Annotated in this window: 10 protein-coding genes; 2 read left to right on the top strand and 8 right to left on the bottom strand. The window is 70.4% G+C overall.

The window, feature by feature from the left end; all coding sequences use genetic code 11:
• Positions 1–2 precede the first annotated feature (2 nt).
• On the bottom strand, positions 3–1,862 hold the full coding sequence (gene ftsH / locus WMF34_RS02290; protein WP_012233052.1) for an ATP-dependent zinc metalloprotease FtsH: 1,860 nt from the start codon (positions 1,860–1,862) through the stop codon (positions 3–5).
• 255 nt (positions 1,863–2,117) lie between these two features.
• Here ftsH and WMF34_RS02285 point away from each other — a divergent pair, with 255 nt between their 5' ends.
• Together WMF34_RS02285 and WMF34_RS02280 are read left to right on the top strand one after the other, a co-directional pair.
• A complete protein-coding gene (locus WMF34_RS02285) occupies positions 2,118–3,077 on the top strand; it encodes a DUF58 domain-containing protein (RefSeq protein ID WP_012233051.1) in 960 nt (319 codons plus the stop codon).
• Positions 3,074–5,203: a vWA domain-containing protein gene (locus WMF34_RS02280; protein ID WP_012233050.1), complete on the top strand. Its 2,130-nt coding sequence runs from the start codon at positions 3,074–3,076 to the stop codon at positions 5,201–5,203. The genes WMF34_RS02285 and WMF34_RS02280 overlap by 4 nt, the downstream gene beginning before the upstream one ends.
• Before the next feature lie 112 nt (positions 5,204–5,315).
• Here the strand turns inward: WMF34_RS02280 and panB are convergent, their stop codons facing one another.
• The 7 genes from panB to rplJ form a co-directional block, all read right to left on the bottom strand.
• The gene (panB, locus tag WMF34_RS02275) at positions 5,316–6,263 is read right to left on the bottom strand and encodes a 3-methyl-2-oxobutanoate hydroxymethyltransferase (RefSeq protein WP_012233049.1); all 948 of its coding nucleotides are present in this window, start codon (positions 6,261–6,263) and stop codon (positions 5,316–5,318) included.
• Positions 6,264–6,470: 207 nt separating this feature from the next.
• Positions 6,471–7,100, bottom strand: coding sequence for a GNAT family N-acetyltransferase (locus tag WMF34_RS02270; RefSeq protein ID WP_012233048.1), 630 nt, complete (start codon positions 7,098–7,100; stop codon positions 6,471–6,473).
• A gap of 21 nt (positions 7,101–7,121) precedes the next feature.
• Positions 7,122–9,404 (bottom strand): HD domain-containing phosphohydrolase, encoded by a 2,283-nt coding sequence (locus WMF34_RS02265; protein ID WP_437992266.1) that lies wholly within the window; start codon positions 9,402–9,404, stop codon positions 7,122–7,124.
• Between the two features lie 396 nt (positions 9,405–9,800).
• A complete protein-coding gene (rpoC, locus tag WMF34_RS02260) occupies positions 9,801–14,084 on the bottom strand; it encodes a DNA-directed RNA polymerase subunit beta' (RefSeq protein WP_012233046.1) in 4,284 nt (1,427 codons plus the stop codon).
• 141 nt (positions 14,085–14,225) lie between these two features.
• Positions 14,226–18,362, bottom strand: coding sequence for a DNA-directed RNA polymerase subunit beta (rpoB, locus tag WMF34_RS02255; RefSeq protein ID WP_012233045.1), 4,137 nt, complete (start codon positions 18,360–18,362; stop codon positions 14,226–14,228).
• 366 nt (positions 18,363–18,728) lie between these two features.
• Positions 18,729–19,115, bottom strand: coding sequence for a 50S ribosomal protein L7/L12 (gene rplL / locus WMF34_RS02250; protein ID WP_012233044.1), 387 nt, complete (start codon positions 19,113–19,115; stop codon positions 18,729–18,731).
• Between the two features lie 98 nt (positions 19,116–19,213).
• Positions 19,214–19,744: a 50S ribosomal protein L10 gene (rplJ, locus tag WMF34_RS02245; RefSeq protein WP_012233043.1), complete on the bottom strand. Its 531-nt coding sequence runs from the start codon at positions 19,742–19,744 to the stop codon at positions 19,214–19,216.
• Positions 19,745–19,746 lie beyond the last annotated feature (2 nt).

The raw sequence follows: 19,746 nt of genomic DNA, 5'->3' as shown, positions 1-19,746 counted from the left end.
GCTCACGCCGCGCTCGGCGGGCCCACGGCGATCTTCCGCCGCGTCGACACGGCCGCGATCTCCTCCAGCTCCTCGCCGCGCAGCGTCTCCTTGAGCACGAGCGCCTCCGCGACCGCCTCGAGGCCCTCGCGGCGATCGACGAGCAGCTGCTTGGCCTTCAGGTACATCTCGCCGAGCCGCTCCCTCACCTCCTCGTCGACCTCGCGGGCGGTCGCCTCGCTGCACGTGCGCTCCTCCTGGAGCACGCCGAGCATCGGCGCGCCGACGGTGCGCGCGAGCGCGGCCAGCCCGAGGCGCCGGCTCATCCCGAGGCGGGTCACCATCTCGCGGACGAGCGCCGTGGCGCGCCCGAGATCGTCGTGCGCGCCGCTCGACACCTGCCCCAGCGCGAGCTCCTCCGCCGCCCTGCCGCCGAGCATCACCGTGACGCGCGACTCGATCTCCTGCTCGGTGACCAGCTGTCGCTCGTCGCGGGGCACCTGGATCGTGACGCCGAGAGCGCCGATCGTGCGGGCCACGATGGACACCCGCTCCACCGGATCGGCGGCCGGCAGCGCGAGCGCGACGAGGGCGTGCCCGGCCTCGTGGTAAGCCACGCGCCGCCGCTCCTCCGCGGTCATGATCTGCCCGCGGCGCCGGAGCCCGAGCTGCGAGCGATCGAGCGCCTCGTCGAAATCGGCCTGTCCGATCTCCCTTGCGCCGCGCCGCGCCCCGGCCAGCGCGGCCTCGTTGACGATCTTCGCGAGATCGGCGCCGACCATGCCCGGCGTGCGGCGCGCCACGAGCCCGAGATCGACGCCGCTCGCGAGCGGCACCCGCCGCGCGTGGACGGCAAGGATCGCCTCGCGGCCCCGCAGATCGGGCCGATCCACGATGACCTGGCGATCGAAGCGCCCGGGCCGCAGGAGGGCCGGATCGAGCACCTCGGGGCGGTTGGTGGCGGCCATCAGGATCACGGTGGTGCGCGCGTCGAAGCCGTCGAGCTCGGCGAGGAGCTGGTGGAGCGTCTGCTCTCGCTCGTCGTGGGTCGCGAGGGCGCCGAGGCCGCCCCGGGTCCTGCCCACCGCGTCGATCTCGTCGATGAACACGATGCTGGGCGCGCTCTTGCGCGCCTCCTCGAAGAGCTCGCGGACCCGCGCGGCCCCGAGCCCCACGAACATCTCGACGAACTCGCTCGCGTTCAGGGAGAAGAACGGCACGTTCGCCTCGCCCGCCACCGCGCGCGCGAGCAGCGTCTTGCCGGTGCCCGGCGGCCCGATGAGCAGGAGGCCGCGCGGGATCCGCCCGCCCAGCGAGCGGTACCTCGAGGGCTCCTTGAGGAAGTCGACCACCTCGACGAGCTCGTCCTTGGCCTCGTCGACGCCGGCCACGTCCGAGAAGCGCACCGGATCCTGCCTGGATCGATCGTAGATCTTCGCCTTGCTGCGCAGGAACCCGAGCGGCCCGCCAGCCCCCTGCCCCGCCCGCCGCAGCATCATGAAGAACGCCGCGTTGATGAGGACGAGCGGCAACATCCAGATCGCCACCTGCATCCACACCGACGTCTGGGGGCTCTTCGCCTCGATGCGGACCTGCTTGTCGAGCAGCGCCCTCACGAGCGGCTCGTCCTCGACGCCGGGCAGCCGCGTCACGCGGACGCGCTCCTCCGGTCGTTGCGGGCTCTCGCGGCGGACCAGCTCGATCTCGTCGGGCTTCACGATCGCCGCGGAGATCTCCCCGCGCCGCACCTCGGCGACCGCCTCGTCGTACGGCACGAGCGGGCGCCCTCGTGACCTGACGATCCCGGAAAGGACCAGGATCCCGACCGCGATCAGCAGGTACCCGAGCCACGCGCGCGACGCCGGCCTCTTCTCGTCAGCCATTCCACGGAGCTGATGCGCGGCGGGCGTCGCCTCGGCAAGCCCTCGCCCCCGGAAGAACGGGAAAGCCCACGAGAAAGCCGCGCGAGGGAGGGAGCCCAGGAGCGTCCCCGAGCGCGGCTCGGCGCGCCGCCGGCGCACGGCCGCCGCGCGTCCACCGACAGCGCCGACGCACGGCTGCCGCGCGTCCCCCCGCAGCGCCGACGCGCCGCTGCCCCGAGGTGATCGCCCGGTGGATCCAGGCTAAGAAGCGACACCGTGCCGCTCGCCTCCGACCGCGCCTCGCTCGCCGCGTTCCCCATCGACTGGGGCGGGCTCGCCCCGCTCCGCCTCAAGTCGCGCGCCGTCGCCGAGGGCGTCTACGCCGGCATGCACCGGAGCGTCCGCAAGGGCGCGGGCGTCGAGTTCGGCGGCCAGCGGCCCTATGTGCCCGGCGACGATCTCCGCTTCTTCGATCGCCGCGCCCTGCTCCGCCACGATCGCCTCATGGTGCGCGAGTTCGAGACCGAGACCGATCGCGCCCTGTGGCTGTGCGTCGACGCGACCGCCTCGATGTCCTACCGCGGCCGGCGCGCGCCCGGCGCCAAGCTGGCCTACGCGGCGCTCATCGCCGCGGCCATGGCCCGCGTCGCGCTCGCCACCGGCGACCCGGTGGGGCTCGCCTGGCTCGGCGGCGCCGGCACCCACGGCCTGCCCGCGATGGCGGGGCGCGAGGCGTTCGAGCGCATCGTCGGCGCCCTCGAGGCCACCTCCGCCGCCCAGGACTGGAGCAGCGACGGCGGCGCCGTCGAGCGCGCGCTCGCGCCCATCGCGAAGAAGGCCCGCCGCGGCGCCGTCGTCCTCCTCATCTCGGATCTCATCGATCTTGCTCATGAATCCGGCGCGGCCCCGTCGGGCGCCGATCGCGCGCTCTCGGCGTTCACGTCGCTGAGCACCGGCGGCCGCACGCTGATCGCGCTCCAGGTCCTCGATCCCAGCGAGGCGACGCTCGACTTCGAGGGCAACGTGCGCCTGCGCGCCCTGGAGGGCGGCGCGGTCGTGGAGGCCGACGCGGGCGCGGTCCGCGCGCAGTACCAGGCGCGCCTCGCCGCCCTGGCCGAAACCTGGTCGCGGGCGCTCGCGTCGCGCGGCGGCCGTCTGCTCCGCGCGACGAGCGCCGATCCTCCGACCGACGTCGTCCGCGCGCTCGTGCAGGCGATCGCCGAGGTGCGCCGATGAGCTTCGTCACGCTCGGCGCGCTGCTGGTCGCGCTGCTCGTCGGCGCGCCGGTCGCCGCGCACCTCCTGCGCCGTCGCCGCGCCGAGGAGCGGCCGTTCCCGCCGGCGCGCCTGGTCCCGCCCACGCCGCCGACGGCGCGGCGCCGGAGCCTCCTCGAGGACCGCGCCCTCTTCGCCACCCGGGCCGTCTCGGTGATCGCGCTCGCGGTGCTCGGCGCGACGCCGCTCCTGCGCTGCTCGCACCTGTCGCTCAGCCGCAGGGCCGGCGCGTCGGTCGCGCTCGCCATCGTCGTCGACGACTCGCTCAGCATGCGGGCGCGCCCGGACGGCGCCGAGGGCGCCGCGCGCGACGGGCGGTCGAGCCAGGCGCCCTCGCGGTTCGAGCGCGCGCTCACGGCCGCGCGCGAGCTCGCCGGCGGCCTCGCTCCCGGCGACGCCGCGGCGCTCGTCCTCGCGGGCGCCCCGGCCCGCGTCGCCCTCGCGTCGACCACGAACCTCGCCGCCGTCGGCGAGGCGCTCGCCGCGGTGACGCCGTCGGATCGCGCCACCGACATCGACGGCGCCCTCGCGCTCGCCCGCGATCTGCTCCGCGGGCTGCCTCAGAGCGACAAACGCATCGTGCTCCTCAGCGACCTCGCGGACGGCACGCCCGGCGCCCCGCCCATCTCGGGCACCCCCGACATCGCCACGTGGGTGCCGCTCCAGGAGCTCGAGGCGACGGGCCAGGATTGCGGGATCGTGCGCGCCGATCGATCCGGCCAGAAGGCGCGCGTCCGCGTCGTCTGCACCGCCGCGTCGACCGCGGCGCGCGGGCCCGACGTCGCCGTCGCGCAGCGAGACGGCGGCGCGGACGCGCCGCCCGCCGCGGGCTCGGCCGCCACAGGCGCCTCCGCCGCGGCGGGGCGATCCCTCGAGGTGCGCGCCGGCGACGCCGTGCTCGGCAAGGTCGCGCTCGATCCGGCCCTGCGCGCCGAGGATCTCTCGATCGACCTCCCGGCCGGGGCGCCCGAGATCCTGATCGCCGCGCTCACCGGCGGCGACGCGATCGCCGAGGACGACCGCGCCCCGATCATCTCCGCCGGCGGCCCGCTCTCGATCGCGGTCGTGGTCGACCCCGCGACCACGCACGTCGAGACGGGCGGCCCGCCGCCGCTCGAGCAGGCCCTCTCGGCGCTCGACCTGGACGCGCAGATCAGGCCGCTGCCCTCGGTCCCGGAGCACGCGGACGAGCTGGCCGCGCACGCGGGGCTCATCGTCGACGACGCGCCCGGCTTCACGCCGGAGGTGCGCCGCTCGCTCGCCGCGTGGGTCGAGCGCGGCGGCGTCGCGCTGCTGACGCTCGGCCAGCGCGCGGCCGCGGCGCCGCTCGGCGCCGGGTTCGAGCCGCTGGTCCCGGGCGTCGTCCGCTGGTCGGCCTCCCCGGTGCCCGGCGTGGATCCGGCGACGGCGGGCTGGCTCGGCCCGTCCGCGCCCGGCCTCGCCGACGTCGCCCCGCGCGGCCGGGCGACGCTGGGCGCGGAGGCCTCGGAGGGCGCCGAGGTGCTCGCCCGGTGGGCGGACGGCGCCCCGTTCCTCGTGCGCCGCCCGCTCGGGCGCGGCGTCGTGCTGTTCATGACGCTGCCCCTCGGCACGGAGGAGAGCGACGTCGCGCTGCGGCCCGCGTTCCTGTCGTTGCTCGACGGCTTCGTCGGCGCCGCGCGCGCCCGCGGCGGCGCGCGGCGCCTCGCCGCGGGCGAGCTGTGGACGTTCGACGGCTACCACGACGTCAAGGTCGAGCGCGTGCGGGTCGACCGCGACGGGGCCTCGCAGGGCTCGCGGTCGCGCGAGGCGCTCCCCGTCGCCGAGGTCGAGCGGCGCCTGCGCGTGTCCCCGCCGCTCGCCGGCCTCTACGAGCTCACCCTGGACGGCGAGCGCTCGACGCGCGTCGTGTCGGTCCCGGAGCGCGAGATCGACCTCCGCCCGAGGCGCGTCGCCGAGAGCGCCCGCGCGGCGGAGCTGGGCGGCATGGCCGCATCCATCGACGGGTCGCCCTACGTCGCGCTCCTGCTGCTCCTGTTGCTCGCGGTCGAGCTCTTGCTGCGCGCCATCGGAGGGCGGCAGGAGCCGGCGGAGGGCCAGGCGAGCTGAGGCCGGCCCCCTCCGGCGCGCTTGCCCGCGCGGAGCGCGCGCCTGCCAGCGCGGGGCAGCCGGCGTCGCGTCGAGTCAACCGACCGCAGCGCGCCGCGCCGCGCTGCCGCGCTCAGTGCGTCTGCCAGTGCGGGGGGATCTCGTCCGCCGGCGCGAACTCGGGCTTGGCCGGCGCCGCGGGCACGGTGGCGGCCCGGCGAGGCCCGTTCGGCTTGAAGCTGTGCTCCGCAGCGGGGAACGTGCGCGACTGCACCTCGTCCACGTAGGCGCGCGTCGCCTCCACGATCTGATCGCCGACCTCGGCGAAGCGCTTCGCGAACTTCGGCGTCAGCTCGCGGAACATCCCGAGCAGGTCGTAACAGACGAGCACCTGCCCGTCGCAGCCGGCCCCGGCGCCGATCCCGATCGTCGGGACGGAGACCGCGGCCGTCACCTCCTGCGCGAGATCCGGCGGGATGGCCTCGAGCACGATCGCGTAGGCGCCCGCCTCGTCGAGGACGCGCGCGTCGGCGATGAGGCGCTCGGCCGCCTCGTCGCCCTTGCCCTGCACCTTGAAGCCGCCCATCGCGTGCACCGACTGCGGCGTGAGCCCGAGGTGACCCATCACCGGGATGCCCGCCGCGACGATCCGGCGCACGTGCTCGGCGATCTCCTCGCCCCCCTCGAGCTTGATGCTCTCGAAGCTGCCCTCCTTCATCATGCGCCCGGCGTTCTCGAGCGCGTGCATCGGAGAGAGCTGGAAGCTCATGAACGGCATGTCGCCCACGACGTGGGCCCGCCGCGCGCCGCGCGCCACCGCGCGCCCGTGGTAACAGATCTCCTCGACCGTCACGGGGAGCGTCGTCGTGTGCCCCTGCACGACCATCCCCAGCGAGTCGCCGACGAGCAGCAGATCGGCGCCGCCCTCGTCGAGCAGCCGCGCCATCGTGAAGTCGTACGCCGTCACCATCGCGATCGGCGAGACCCCTTTGCGGGAGCGGATCTCGGGGACCGTGACCTTCGTCGAGCGCTGCGCTGGCCTGCGTGCGCTGCCGCCACCGTTGCCTTGCGGACCGTACATGTGCCTCCGGGTCGCGGCCGCACTCGCGGTCCACGCCTCGGGACAAGCTAGGGCGGCGCCCGCTGCGGGGCAAGCCGCGGCGCGCCGCGGTCGCGGGCTGGTCAGCCGCAATCTTGAGCGTTCTCGCCTGGTTGCCGGCCGGTCGCCGCCCGGCAGACGCGTGCGGCCAGGACGCCGCGCGGCGGCGCAATCACGGGAGCGGCCGGATCAACCGTGGCGGGGGCCGGCGCCGCGGACGGGGTGCGCCGCCCCCGTCGTTCGCGAGCCGCCCGGAGGCGCGGGCCTCGGGTTGGTCAGCGCGGTGAGGACGTGATCGCGCCACGCGCCATCGATGAACAGGTAATCGCGCGCGTACCCCTCGACCGCGAAGCCGAGGCGCCGGAGCAGCCGGCCGCTGCGCTCGTTGTGCGGCAGGTAGTTCGCCATCACCCGGTGGAAGCCGAGCGTGTCGAACATGTACGCGATCGCCGCCTCGATCGCCTCGAACATCAGGCCCGAGCCCACGGCGCGCTGGTCGAGCGAGTAGCCGAGGGTCGCGGCCTGGAAGGCGCCGCGGACGAACTGCGTGAAGTTGCAGACCCCGATCACCTCGCCGCCGGGGGCGCCGCGCCACTGCAGCGCGAGCCGGAGCGCGCGATCCGCGGCGAAGTCCTCGTGGTCGCGGAGGAGGCGCTCGCGCCAGAACGCCTCGGTGTAGAAGCCCTCGGGGCGCGGCGGATCCCACCGCGCCAGGTGGTCGCGGTTGCGCTCGAAATAGGCGAGGTAGCGGCCAGCGAGCTCGACGGGAGCGATGAAGAGGCGCAGCCGCGGGGTCTCGATGCAGACGGGGCTCTTCAAGGGGCCTCCAGCGCGACGCGCCTAGGACAAGGTCCCCTCGTCGAGGCGTCGCATCCCTTCGAGGAGCAGCGCCTCGGGTGACGCGGTGATGCTGCGGGTGCTGGGCGAGAAGCTCGGGTCGAGGCGGAAGTCGCCCTCCCGGAGCGTGAGCATCCGGTAGAACGCGTCCTCGCCCTGCGCGCCGGCCCAGAGCGCATGCACGACCTGCCCATCGGCGAAGTGGATCTCGCCGGCCATGGAGTTCGCCTGGATCTTGAGCGCGCACGTCTTCCGGCCGTGCCAGAGGATCTGGATCATGTCCGGCAGGCCCATCTCGGCGAGCGAGCCGGACACGCCGCGGGGGACGGTGGTCGTGGAGCGCCGCTCGATGAGCTGGCGGAGCTTGGCGGCCATGACGTCGGTCGACGCCGGCTTCGAGACGAAGTCGTCGACGCCGAGATCGAAGGCGCGCTGGGCGGTCTGCCGGTCCGTCTTCGCGGTGAGGATGACCCACGTCTTGTCGCGGCCGAAGCCGAGCTTCAGCGCGTCGGAGCGGAGCGCGAGGCCGGCGTCGGGCTCCTCGAGATCGATCTCGCTGACGACCACCTCGATGTCCTTCGTCTCCAGCTCGCGGCGCGCCTGCGCCACGTTGCGCGCGATCGAGACCTCGAAGCCCTGCTCGAGCAGGCGCAGCTCGAGCACCGTCGTCTCCTCGGGATCCGGGTCGACGATGAGCGCCTGGTGCCGATCGGAGAGCAGCTTCGCGCGCATGTCGTCGCCCGTCATGACCTGGCGGAAGAGATCGACGATGTTCGGATCGAAGATGGTGGCGCGGTACTGGGCGAGCACGTCGCAGGCCTCCGGCGGGCGGAGCGCCTTGCGGTACGGGTTGCGCGGGTTCTGCGTGAGATCGGCGTAGGTGTCCGCGACCGCGAGGATGCGCGCGCCGAGCGGGATCTCCTTGCCGGACAGGCCGTCGGGGAAGCCGCTGCCGTCGTAGCGCTCGTACATCATGCTGATCGCCGAGACGACCTCCTGCGGCAGCCCCACCGACTCCATGAGGTGCGCCGGAAGATCGACGCTCTTCGTCGCGGCGAGCCGGTGCCCCTCGTACTCGGCGACGTTGAGCGCGGTGAGGTGGTACGGGCCGTTCTTGCCGAGGTCGTGCAGGTAGGCCGAGGCCACGTAGCTCGCGACCGTCGTCGGCGGCAGGCCGATGCGCTCGCAGAGCTTGCGCACGATGCGGGCGACCGTGGAGGAGTGGCCTCGGAGGTCCTGCCGCGCGTTCTCGAGCAGGCTCACGAGGACGTTGAGCGTCTCGACATACGCGTGGGTCGTCGTCGGGTGCGGCGGCGGCGGAGGCGGCGCCACCGCGACCGGCGCGGAGATCGGCGCGGGAGCGACGTGCTGCTGGGGGGGCGGTGATGGGGGCACCGGCGTGGGCGGGGGCCCGGCCGGGGCGACTCGGGGCGGCGCGGAGGGCGCCCGCATCACCGCGGGCACCTGCGGCGCCGTGACGAGCGCCGCGGGCACCGGCGCCGCCTGCGCGGGCGCCGCGTGCGCCGGCTGCACGTGCATCGCCTGCGGGTGCATCGGCGCCGCCTGCGCGGGCGCCGCGTGCGCCGGCAGCCCGTGCATCGTCTGCCCGTGCATCGTCTGCCCGTGCATCGTCTGCCCGTGCATCGTCTGCCCGTGCGCCGGCTGCGGGACCACCGCCGGCACGTGCGTCATCGACGCGCGCTCGTGCGTGATCGACGCGCGCTCGTGCGTCATCGACGCGCGCTCGAAGGGGTTATTGCTGTTGGTGTAGAGGATCTCGTCGAACGAGTTGACCGGGCGCAGCAGCGAGCTGAACGCGGTCGTGTCGCCCCGGTAGTGGTACGCGATGGCCGCGCGGACCGCCGCCGGCCGGGCGACGATGGCGCGTACGTCCCGCACGCCCGCGGCGAGCCGGATCTCGTGCAGCGCGACGTCGTTGTCGGGATCCGCCGTGGCGACCGAGAGCGTCGTGTTCCGATCGTCGAGCAGCACCGGGAAGACGCCGTGCAACGTCGCGGTGATCGCCGAGACCTTGGCGAGCACGCGGGGCTCGATGATCGCCTTCGAGAGCTTCTCGGTCGAGACGAAGCGGGTGTTGTGGACGGTCGCGATGAACTTCAGGAGCTCGGCCTCGTTGACGATGTCGAGCTCGATGATGGCGTCCTCGATACGCCCGCGCGTACGCATCGCGTACTCCACCGCACGACGGTGATCGTCCGGGGTGATGCGCCCCTCGAGGACGAGGCGATCGGCAATCCGCTGGTTCAATCCTTGAACGGAAGCCATCGAAACCCTGATTCTACCCAGAAATTGGAGGTGGCGCGCCCAAGAACCCTCGCGGAACGGGAGCACGCGGGGAGAGCTGGCCAGCCGCTCGCGGCGTATGCAGCCATGGGGTGCGCTCGAGGAATGAGAGCAGAGCTCGGCGCGGCGCGCGAGCCCCGTGAGCATTCCAGCCGACGCCGGTTGGCTGGCGATGCCCGCTCGACCCGATACGCTGCGACGTGGAAGTGAAGACTGGCTCCGGGTAGGCGCGCGCGCCACGTCCGGCGCGGCTCGCCAGGCTGGTCAGCCTGGGGCGAAGGGCAAAACGACTCTCGAGCGCCGCGAGCGCGCTTCGGGAGATGGGCGGCGCGCCCGGGGTCGGGGTTGGATCCCGCCCTGGGCGCGCCGGCAGGCCGGCTACTCCTCGTTCACGGCCGTGAGCGTCTCCTCGGGACGCGGCCGGGGGGCGACGTACGGCGCTTGCGCCACCGGCTCGCCCTCGACCACGACCTGGAGGCGCTTGTAGGCGGGCAGCCCCGTCCCGGCCGGGATCAGGCGGCCCATGATGACGTTCTCCTTGAGACCGCGGAGATCGTCCGTCTTGCCGTTGATCGCGGCCTCGGTGAGCACCTTGGTCGTCTCCTGGAACGACGAGGCACTGATGAACGACTCGGTCGACAGGCTGGCCTTGGTGATGCCGAGGAGGAGCGCCTCGGCGATGGCGGGCTTGCCGCCGCGCTCGAGCACGGTCTCGTTCTCCTTCTCGAAGATGTGCTTCTCGACCTGCTCGTCCACCAGGAAGTTCGTATCGCCGACCTCGCGCACCCGGACCCGCCGGAGCATCTGCCGGACGATGACCTCGATGTGCTTGTCGTTGATGCCGACGCCCTGGAGCCGGTAGACCTGCTGGATCTCGTTCACGAGCCAGGCCGACAGCTCCTTCTCGCCCTTCACCCGGAGGATGTCGTGCGGGTTCGGCGGGCCGTCCTGGAGGGGGTCGCCCGCGCGCACCCGGTCACCCGGCTGCACCTGGATGTGCTTGCCCTTCGGGATCAGGTACTCGCGCGCCTGATCGCCGAGCGCGTGCCCGTCCGGCGAGTACGGCGTGATGATGACCTTCCGCTTGCCCTTCGTGTCCTTGCCGAACGTGACCTCGCCGTCGATCTCGCTGATGATCGCGTGATCCTTCGGCTTTCGGGCCTCGAACAGCTCGGCGACGCGGGGCAGACCGCCGGTGATGTCCTGCACCTTCGTCGTGTCGCGCGGGATCTTGGCGATGACCTCGCCGGCCTCGATGAGATCCCCCTCCTGCGCGACGATGTGGGCGCCGACAGGGAGCAGGTAGCGCGCCTCGAGCTCGCTGTTCGGGAGCTTCAGCGTCTTGCCCGACTCCGGGTCCTTCAGCGAGATGCGCGGGCGGACGTCGGCCGCCTTCGACTCGATGACGACCTTTCGCGAGAGGCCCGTCACCTCGTCGAGGCGATCCTGCACGCTGACGCCCTCGATGAGGTCGCCGAACTTCACCACGCCGGAGACCTCGGTGAGGATCGGCGTCGCGAACTGGTCCCACTCGGCGAGCAGCTCGCCGGGCTTGGTCCGCTCGCCGTCGGCCTTCTTGAGGATCGCGCCGTAGACGAGGCGGTTGTGCTCGCGCTCGCGCCCCGTCTCGTCGACGACCACGATCTCGCCGTGGCGGTTCATGACCACCATGGTGCCGTCCTTCTTCTTCTGGACGACCGCGCGGCGGAGGCGGACGGTGCCCTCGGTGCGGGCCTCGAGGTAGCTCGCCTCGATCTTGCCGCGCGCCGCGGTGCCGCCGATGTGGAAGGTGCGCATCGTGAGCTGCGTGCCCGGCTCGCCGATCGACTGGGCGGCGATGATGCCCACCGCCTCGCCGATGTTGACCCGGTAGCCGCGCGCGAGGTCGCGCCCGTAGCACAGCGCGCAGACGCCGCGGCGGAGCTGGCACGTGAGCACCGAGCGGATGACGACCTCCTCGATGCCGGCGTCCTCGATGGACCGCACCGCCTGCTCGTCGAGCTCGGTGTTCGCCGTGATGAGCACCTCGCCGGTGAGCGGGTCGACGACGTCCTCCAGCGCGACGCGGCCGAGGATGCGGTCGCCGAGCGGCTGGATGACCTCGCCAGCCTCCTCGAGCTTCGCCACGCGGATGCCGTCGAGCGTGCCGCAGTCGAACTCGGAGATGACCGCGTCCTGCGCCACGTCGACGAGCCGCCGGGTGAGGTACCCCGAGTTCGCCGTCTTGAGCGCCGTGTCGGCGAGCCCCTTCCGGGCGCCGTGCGTCGAGATGAAGTACTGGAGCACGCTGAGACCCTCGCGGAAGTTCGCGGTGATCGGCGTCTCGATGATCTCGCCGGACGGCTTGGCCATCAGGCCGCGCATCGCGGCCAGCTGCCGGATCTGCTGCGTGGAGCCGCGCGCGCCGGAGTCGGCCATGATGTAGATCGGGTTGAAGCTCGGCTCGATCGACTCCTTGCCCGTCTCGTGGTCGACGACCGTCTCCTTGCCGATGCCGGCCATCATCTCGGTCGTGACCTGGTCGGCGATGCTCGCCCAGATATCGACGATCTTGTTGTACCGCTCGCCGTCGGTGATGAGCCCCTCCTGGTACTGCTCGACGACGCGCTCGACCTCCTTCTGCGCCTCCCCGAGGAGGACCTTCTTGGCCGGCGGGATCACCATGTGATCCATGCAGATCGAGATACCCGCCCGCATCGCGTGGTCGAAGCCGAGCGTGCGGAGCCGGTCCGCGAGGAGGACGGTCTCCTTGTTGCGGTGGATGCGGTAGCAGACGTCGATGAGCGCCGAGAGCGCCTTCTTGTCGAGGGTCTTGTTCGCGTACTCGAACGCGACCCCCTTCGGGAGGACCTCGGAGATGATGACGCGGCCCACCGTCGTCTCGACGATGCGGCGCTTCACGTGGCCGAACTCGTCGAGCTGCGGGTTGCCGTCGTCGTCGATGATCGGGACGCGGACGCGGATGCCGGCGTGCAGCGCGACCTCGCCGTTGTCGTACGCCATCCGCACCTCCTCGAGGGAGGCGTAGATGCCGCGCAGGTAACCCTGCGCCACGCCGTCCTCGCCGAAGGCGAGGGTGTCCGCGCGGTACGACCCCTTCTCGAACTTGCGCTCGCGGGTCGCGTAGTAGAGCCCGAGCACGATGTCCTGCGTCGGGTTGATGATCGGCTTGCCGCTCGCGGGCGAGAGGATGTTGTTCGTGCTCATCATGAGCACGCGCGCCTCCATCTGCGCCTCGACCGACAGCGGCACGTGGACCGCCATCTGGTCGCCGTCGAAGTCGGCGTTGAACGCCGCGCAGACCAGCGGGTGCAGCTGGATCGCCTTGCCCTCGATGAGGACGGGCTCGAACGCCTGGATACCGAGGCGGTGGAGCGTCGGGGCGCGGTTCAGGAGCACCGGGTGCTCGCTGATGACCTCCTCGAGGATGTCCCAGACCTCCGGGCGCTCCTTCTCCACCATCTTCTTGGCGCTCTTGATGGTGTTGACGTAGCCGCGCTCTTCCAGCTTGTTGTAGATGAACGGCTTGAAGAGCTCGAGCGCCATCTTCTTGGGCAGGCCGCACTGGTGCAGGCGCAGCGTCGGGCCCACGACGATGACGGAGCGGCCCGAGTAGTCGACGCGCTTGCCGAGCAGGTTCTGGCGGAACCGGCCCTGCTTGCCCTTCAGCATGTCGGAGAGCGACTTGAGCGGGCGCTTGTTCGGGCCGGTGATCGTCTTGCCGCGGCGGCCGTTGTCGAACAGCGCGTCGACCGCCTCCTGCAGCATCCGGCGCTCGTTCCGGATGATGATCTCCGGCGCGTTCAGCTCGAGGAGCCGCTTCAGGCGGTTGTTGCGGTTGATGACGCGGCGGTAGAGGTCGTTGAGATCGCTGGTCGCGAAGCGGCCGCCGTCCAGGGGGACGAGCGGGCGCAGATCCGGCGGGAGCACCGGGATCACGGTCAGCATCATCCACTCGGGCCGGTTGCCGCTCTCGCGGAACGCCTCGACGACCTTGAGCCGCTTCGCGAGCTTCTTCCGCTTGGCCTCGCTGGTCGCGGCGCGCATCTCCGTCCTGAGCAGCTCCGCCAGGCCGTGGACGTCGACCTGCTTGAGCATCTCGAGGATCGCCTCGCCGCCCATGCCGGCGCTGAACTTGTCGTCACCGTACTCGTCGAGGAGCTGCAGATACCGCTCCTCGCTCAGGAGATCGCCCCGCATGAGGCCAGTCTCCTTGGGATCGATGACGATGTACGCCTCGCAATAAAGCACCTTCTCCAGGTCCTTGAGCGTGATGTCGAGCATGTTGCCGATGCGCGACGGCAGGCTCTTCAGGAACCAGATGTGGGCGACCGGCGTGGCCAGCGAGATGTGCCCGAGCCGCTCGCGCCGGACCTTCGACTGGATGACCTCGACGCCGCACTTCTCGCACACAATGCCACGGTGCTTCATGCGCTTGTACTTGCCGCAGTTGCACTCGTAGTCCTTCACAGGCCCGAAGATCTTGGCGCAGAACAGACCATCGCGCTCCGGCTTGAACGTCCGGTAGTTGATGGTCTCCGGCTTCTTCACCTCGCCGTGCGACCACTCGCGGATCTTCTCCGGGCTCGCGAGCGAGATGCGGATGGCGCTGAACGACAGCGGGTCCTTGGGCTTCTCGAAGAAGCTGAAGATGTCACGCATGGAGACCTCCGGAGACCGAAACGAAACCGATGAACCTGTCCGCGCCCACTGCTTGAGCGCTCGGGAGCGCGCCGCCCGCGCGGCGCGCCTCCCCTGCCGTCACCGCGAAGGCGCGCGGCGCTCGTGACGTGACGAACTGCATCACTCCTCTTCCTCCGCGGCCGACGCCTCCACCCCTGCGCTCGTCTCGACCAGCTCGACGTTGAGGCACAGCGACTGGAGCTCCTTGATGAGCACGTTGAAGCTCTCCGGCAGCCCCGCCTCCAGGGTGTAGTCCCCCTTCACGATGGCCTCGTACATCCGGGTGCGGCCCATCACGTCGTCGCTCTTCACGGTGAGGAACTCCTGCAGCGCGTAGGCCGCGCCGTAGGCCTCCATCGCCCAGACCTCCATCTCGCCGAGCCGCTGCCCGCCGAACTGCGCCTTGCCACCGAGGGGCTGCTGCGTGACGAGCGAGTAGGGCCCGATCGAGCGCGCGTGGATCTTGTCGTCGACCAGGTGGTGGAGCTTCAGCATGTACATGATGCCCACCGTGACGTTCTGATCGAACGCGTCGCCCGTGCGCCCGTCGAAGAGGATCGCCTGGCCCGAGGTCGGGAGACCCGCGAGATCGAGGGCGCCCTTGATGTCCGACTCGTGCGCGCCGTCGAACACCGGCGATCCCATGAACACGCCCTCATCGACCGTCTTGACGAAGCGCTTGACGTCGCCGTCGTCGAGGTTGTCGAAGAAGCCGTTCATCGTCTCGTCGCCCGCGTAGATGGCCTTCAGGTGCTCCTTGATCTCGGCGCTCGCCCGCTGCTGCTCGATCATCCGCTGCAGCTGGTTGCCGAGCTCGAACGCGCCCCACCCGAGGTGGATCTCGAGGATCTGACCGACGTTCATGCGGCTCGGCACGCCGAGCGGGTTCAGCACGAGGTCGACCGGCCTGCCGTCCTGCAGATACGGCATGTCCTCCTCGGGGAGGATGCGGCTGATGACACCCTTGTTGCCGTGGCGGCCCGCCATCTTGTCGCCGACCTGGAGCTTGCGCTTGATGGCGATATAGACCTTCACCATCTTGATGACGCCCGGCGGCAGCTCGTCGCCCTTGGAGAGGCGATCGATCTTGTCGCGGAAGTGCTCCTCGCGCGTGCGGACGAGCTCCTCGAGGTCGCGCAGGATCTGCTGGACCCGCTCGGCGTCGTCCACGGGGATCTCCCCCCAGTACTTGCGGGGGATCTCGGCGAGCGAGGGCTCGTCGATGATGGCGCCCTTCTGGAAGAGCACCTTGCCCTTGTCGTCGACGAGCTTGCCTGTCGCCTCCTTGCCGAGGAGGAGCTCGCGGATGCGGCGGAAGAACGAGTCGCGGAGGATCTTGATCTCCTCGTCGCGCGTCCGCTCGATCCTGGCCCGCTCCTGATCCTCGATGTCCCGCGCGCGGTCGTCCTTCTCGGTCCCCTTGCGCGAGAACACGCGGGCGTTGATGACGATCCCGCCGACGCCGGGCGGCACCTTGAGCGAGCTGTCGCGGACGTCGCCGGCCTTCTCGCCGAAGATCGCCCGGAGCAGCTTCTCCTCGGGCGAGAGCTGGGTCTCGCCCTTCGGCGTGATCTTGCCGACAAGGATGTCGCCCGGCCGCACCTCGGCCCCGATGCGCACGATGCCGGAGTCGTCGAGGTCCTTGAGCGCCTCCTCGCCGACGTTCGGGATGTCGCGGGTGATCTCCTCCTTGCCGAGCTTCGTGTCGCGGGCGACGCACTCGAACTCCTCGATGTGGATCGAGGTGAACACGTCGTCCTTGGCGATGCGCTCCGAGACCAGGATCGAGTCCTCGAAGTTGTAGCCCTGCCACGGCATGAACGCGACGAGCACGTTCTGGCCGAGCGCGAGCTCGCCCATGTCCGTCGACGGGCCGTCGGCGAGCACGTCGCCCTTCTTCACCACCTCGCCCGTCCTGACGACCGGCTTCTGCGTGTAGCAGGTCGACTGGTTCGAGCGCTGGAACTTCATGAGGTGGTAGATATCGGGCACCTCGGCGCCCTCGCCCTCGGCGCGGACGACGATGCGCGTCGCGTCGACGCTCTCGACGACCCCGGGGCGCCGCGCGATGACGCAGACGCCGGAGTCCCGGGCGAGCCGCTCCTCCATGCCGGTGCCGACGAGGGGCGCGTGCGACTGGACGAGGGGCACGGCCTGACGCTGCATGTTGGCGCCCATGAGCGCGCGGTTCGCGTCGTCGTGCTCGAGGAAGGGCACGAGCGCGGCGGCGACCGACACCATCTGGTTCGGCGCGACGTCCATCAGCTCGACCATCTCGGGCGTGACGATCTTGAACTCGCCGTTGTAGCGGGCCGAGACCAGCGACTCCTTGAAGCGACCGCCCTCGTCGAGGTTCACGGTCGCCTGCGCGATGTACTTGCCCTCCTCTTCGAGCGCGGAGAGCCAGATCACGTCCTCCGTCACCCGGCCGTTCTCGACCTTCCGGTACGGCGTCTCGACGAACCCGAACTCGTTCACGCGGGCGAACGTCGACAGCGAGGCGATGAGGCCGATGTTCGGACCTTCCGGCGTCTCGATGGGGCAGATACGGCCGTAGTGGGTCGCGTGGACGTCGCGCACCTCGAACCCGGCGCGCTCGCGGGTCAGGCCGCCCGGGCCGAGCGCCGAGAGGCGGCGCTTGTGGGTGACCTCCGAGAGCGGGTTGGTCTGGTCCATGAACTGCGAGAGCTGGGAGCTCCCGAAGTACTCCTTCACGACCGCGCTGACCGGCTTCGCGTTGATCAGATCGTGGGGCATGAGCGTGTCGATCTCCTGCGACATGCTCATGCGCTCCTTGATCGCGCGCTCCATGCGGACGAGGCCGATGCGGTACTGGTTCTCCATCAGCTCGCCGACCGCGCGCACGCGGCGGTTGCCGAGGTGGTCGATGTCGTCGACCGAGCCGCGCCCGTTCTTGAGCTCGATCAGGTGACGCACGGTCTCCAGGATGTCCTGCGGCGTGAGCACCGTGAGGTCGAGCCCCGGCCGCTCGTCCTCGGGGACATCCCGGTAGAACTTGTAGTTCAGCTTCAGCCGGCCGACCTTCGACAGGTCATAACGCTCGGCGTTGAAGAACAGGTTGTGGAACAGGGTCTTGGCGGTCTCGAGCGTCGGCGGATCGCCCGGCCGCAGCCGCCGGTAGATCTCCAGGATCGAGTCCTCCATCGTCTTCACCTTGTCGGTGAGCAGCGTGTCGCGGAGGTACGAGCCGACGTTCAGGCCGTCGATGAAGAGGATGCGGAACTGCTCGATGTTCGCGTCGCGCAGCCGCTCGAGCTTCGCCTCGGTGAGCTCCTCGTTGACCTCGACCACGACCTCGCCGGTCTCCGGGTCGACGATGTCGTGCGCCGCGACCTTCCCGACGAGCTCCTCCGGCTCGAGGCTGAGCCGCTCGAGCTTCGCCTCCTTCATCTTCCGGATGGCGGCGCGGGTGAACTTGGTGTTCTTCTTGACGATGACGTCGTTGCCGATCTTGATGTCGCGCGTCGTCCGCTGGCCGGCCAGGAGATCGTACTCGATGCTCTTCGCGTACTTGCCACCCTTCTCGAGGTACACCGTCTCGGTCGAGTAGAAGTAGTTCAGCAGGTCCTGCGTCGAGTACCCGAGCGCGCGCAGCAGCACCGTCGCGTGCATCTTCCGCCGGCGATCGATGCGAACATAGATGATGTCCTTCGGGTCGAACTCGAAGTCGAGCCACGAGCCGCGGTACGGGATGACGCGCGCGGAGTAGAGCAGCTTGCCGCTCGAGTGCGTCTTGCCCTTGTCGTGATCGAAGAAGACGCCGGGGCTCCGGTGCAGCTGGCTGACGACGACGCGCTCGGTGCCGTTGATGATGAACGTGCCCGTCTCGGTCATCAGCGGGAGCTCGCCGAAGTAGACCTCCTGCTCCTTGATGTCGCGCACGATCCGCTCCCCGCCGTCGCGGGTGTCGTAGATCATCAGCTGGTTCGTGACCTTGATCGGCGCCGAGTAGGTCATGCCGCGCTGGCGGCACTCATCGACGTCGTACTTCGGCGGCTCGAGGTTGTACGAGACGAAGACGAGCTCGCTCGTGCCGTTGAAGTCTTTGATCGGGAAGACCGAGCGGAACACCGCCTGCAGCCCGACCTCCTCCCGCTCGTTCGGCGGAACGCTCATCTGGAGGAATTTGTCGTAGCTCGACTTCTGGATGTCGATCAGGTTGGGGACGTCGATGATGCGACGAACGCGACCCAGGTTCTTACGGACGCGGAAGTTGGATTGGACGACCGACGGCATCGATTTCCTCCGGCTCACACGAGCAGTGCGGGGCGGGCGCACGGCTCGAACCGAGCAACGAACACGAAGCTACGCACGAATGGCGAGCGAGCGTCCCCAGGGAATGAGGACCCAAAACATCTTGGTTGTGGGGGCAGAGCGGACCGCGTGGCGACCCATTGAGCTCCGACGTTGGCCGAGGACCCGCACCCGCGGTCCTCTTCAGGATTGACCGAGGACCCGTACTCGCGGCCCTCTTCAGCGTTGCGCGAGGGCCCGCAAACGCGGTCCCGTTCATCAGACAAAAGCGGGACGTGCGGCAGGGACGACCGCCCCTGCCGCCGTCCGCCGGCGGATCCCGATTTCCCTTGCAGGGAGCGGTGATCGTTACTTGAGCTCGACGGTAGCACCTGCCTCGACGAGCTTCTTCTTCATCTCCTCCGCGTCCGCCTTGGAAACCTGCTCCTTGACGGTCTTCGGCGCGGCCTCGACCAGGTCCTTCGCCTCCTTCAGGCCCAGACCGGTGATCTCGCGGATCGCCTTGATGACGCCGATCTTGTTGCTGCCAGCGTTCGCGAGGACGACGTCGAACTCGGTCTGCTCCGGGGCCTTCTCGGCCGGAGCGGCGGCCGCGGGGCCGGCCGCGACGGCGACGGCCGCGGGGGCAGCCTTGACGCCCCACTTGTTCTCGAGGTCCTTGATGAGCTCGGCGATCTGGATGACAGGGAGGTTGGAGAGGTAATCGACGACCTGCTCGCGCGTGATCTCAGCCATTGCAAGACTCCTTCAAACTCTTCTGCGCGCCCCGGGGAGGGGGCCATGTAAACCAAAACCAGACGGGCGCAAGGCCCAATTGATACGAAAGCACCCTCTCAGGCCTGCTTGCCCGCTTCCTCTTCCTTCGCCTTCAGGAGATAGGCGAAATTCTGGAGAGGCGCGTTGAGCTGCTGCACGAACTGCTGGAGCGGCGCCTGCAGCGTCGCGAGCAGCGTGGCACGAAGCTCATCCTTGCCGGGCATCGTCGCGAGTTGCGTCTCGACGGCGTCCCCCGAGAGGATCTGCCCCTCGATGAGCCCCGCCTTGATCTGCAGCTTCTGGTTGTCCTTGCGGAACGCCTTGACGACCTTGGCTGCTGCGCTCGGATCCTCGTAGCTCCAGGCCACGCCGGTCATGCCGGTCAGGCTCTTCGAGAGGGTCTTCGCCCAGGGGTGCTCCTTGATGGCGTGGCGGACGAGCGTGTTCTTCACGACCCGATACTCCACGCCGGACTTCCGGAACTCATCGCGAAGCTTGGTGACCGCCTCGACGTTCATCCCCTTGAAGTCCAGGAAGACCGCGGAAGACATCCGCTCGAACTTCTGCCGGACGGAGCCGATCAGCACTTCCTTCTGGGACCGTTCCATGG

Source organism: Sorangium sp. So ce145 (assembly GCF_051525985.1).
Taxonomy (GTDB): Bacteria; Myxococcota_A; Polyangia; order Polyangiales; family Polyangiaceae; genus Sorangium; species Sorangium cellulosum_B.
Note: the sequence above shows the minus strand (reverse complement) of the source record. Positions and strands in the feature narration are given on the sequence as shown.

Excerpts from the sequence above, each read along its gene's own strand:
- ftsH (WP_012233052.1), bottom strand. The coding sequence starts at position 1,862 with ATGGCTGACGAGAAGAGGCCGGCGTCGCGCGCGTGGCTCGGGTACCTG.
- WMF34_RS02280 (WP_012233050.1), top strand. The coding sequence starts at position 3,074 with ATGAGCTTCGTCACGCTCGGCGCGCTGCTGGTCGCGCTGCTCGTCGGC.
- panB (WP_012233049.1), bottom strand. The coding sequence starts at position 6,263 with ATGTACGGTCCGCAAGGCAACGGTGGCGGCAGCGCACGCAGGCCAGCG.
- WMF34_RS02265 (WP_437992266.1), bottom strand. The coding sequence starts at position 9,404 with ATGGCTTCCGTTCAAGGATTGAACCAGCGGATTGCCGATCGCCTCGTC.
- rpoC (WP_012233046.1), bottom strand. The coding sequence starts at position 14,084 with ATGCGTGACATCTTCAGCTTCTTCGAGAAGCCCAAGGACCCGCTGTCG.
- rpoB (WP_012233045.1), bottom strand. The coding sequence starts at position 18,362 with ATGCCGTCGGTCGTCCAATCCAACTTCCGCGTCCGTAAGAACCTGGGT.
- rplL (WP_012233044.1), bottom strand. The coding sequence starts at position 19,115 with ATGGCTGAGATCACGCGCGAGCAGGTCGTCGATTACCTCTCCAACCTC.
- rplJ (WP_012233043.1), bottom strand. The coding sequence starts at position 19,744 with ATGGAACGGTCCCAGAAGGAAGTGCTGATCGGCTCCGTCCGGCAGAAG.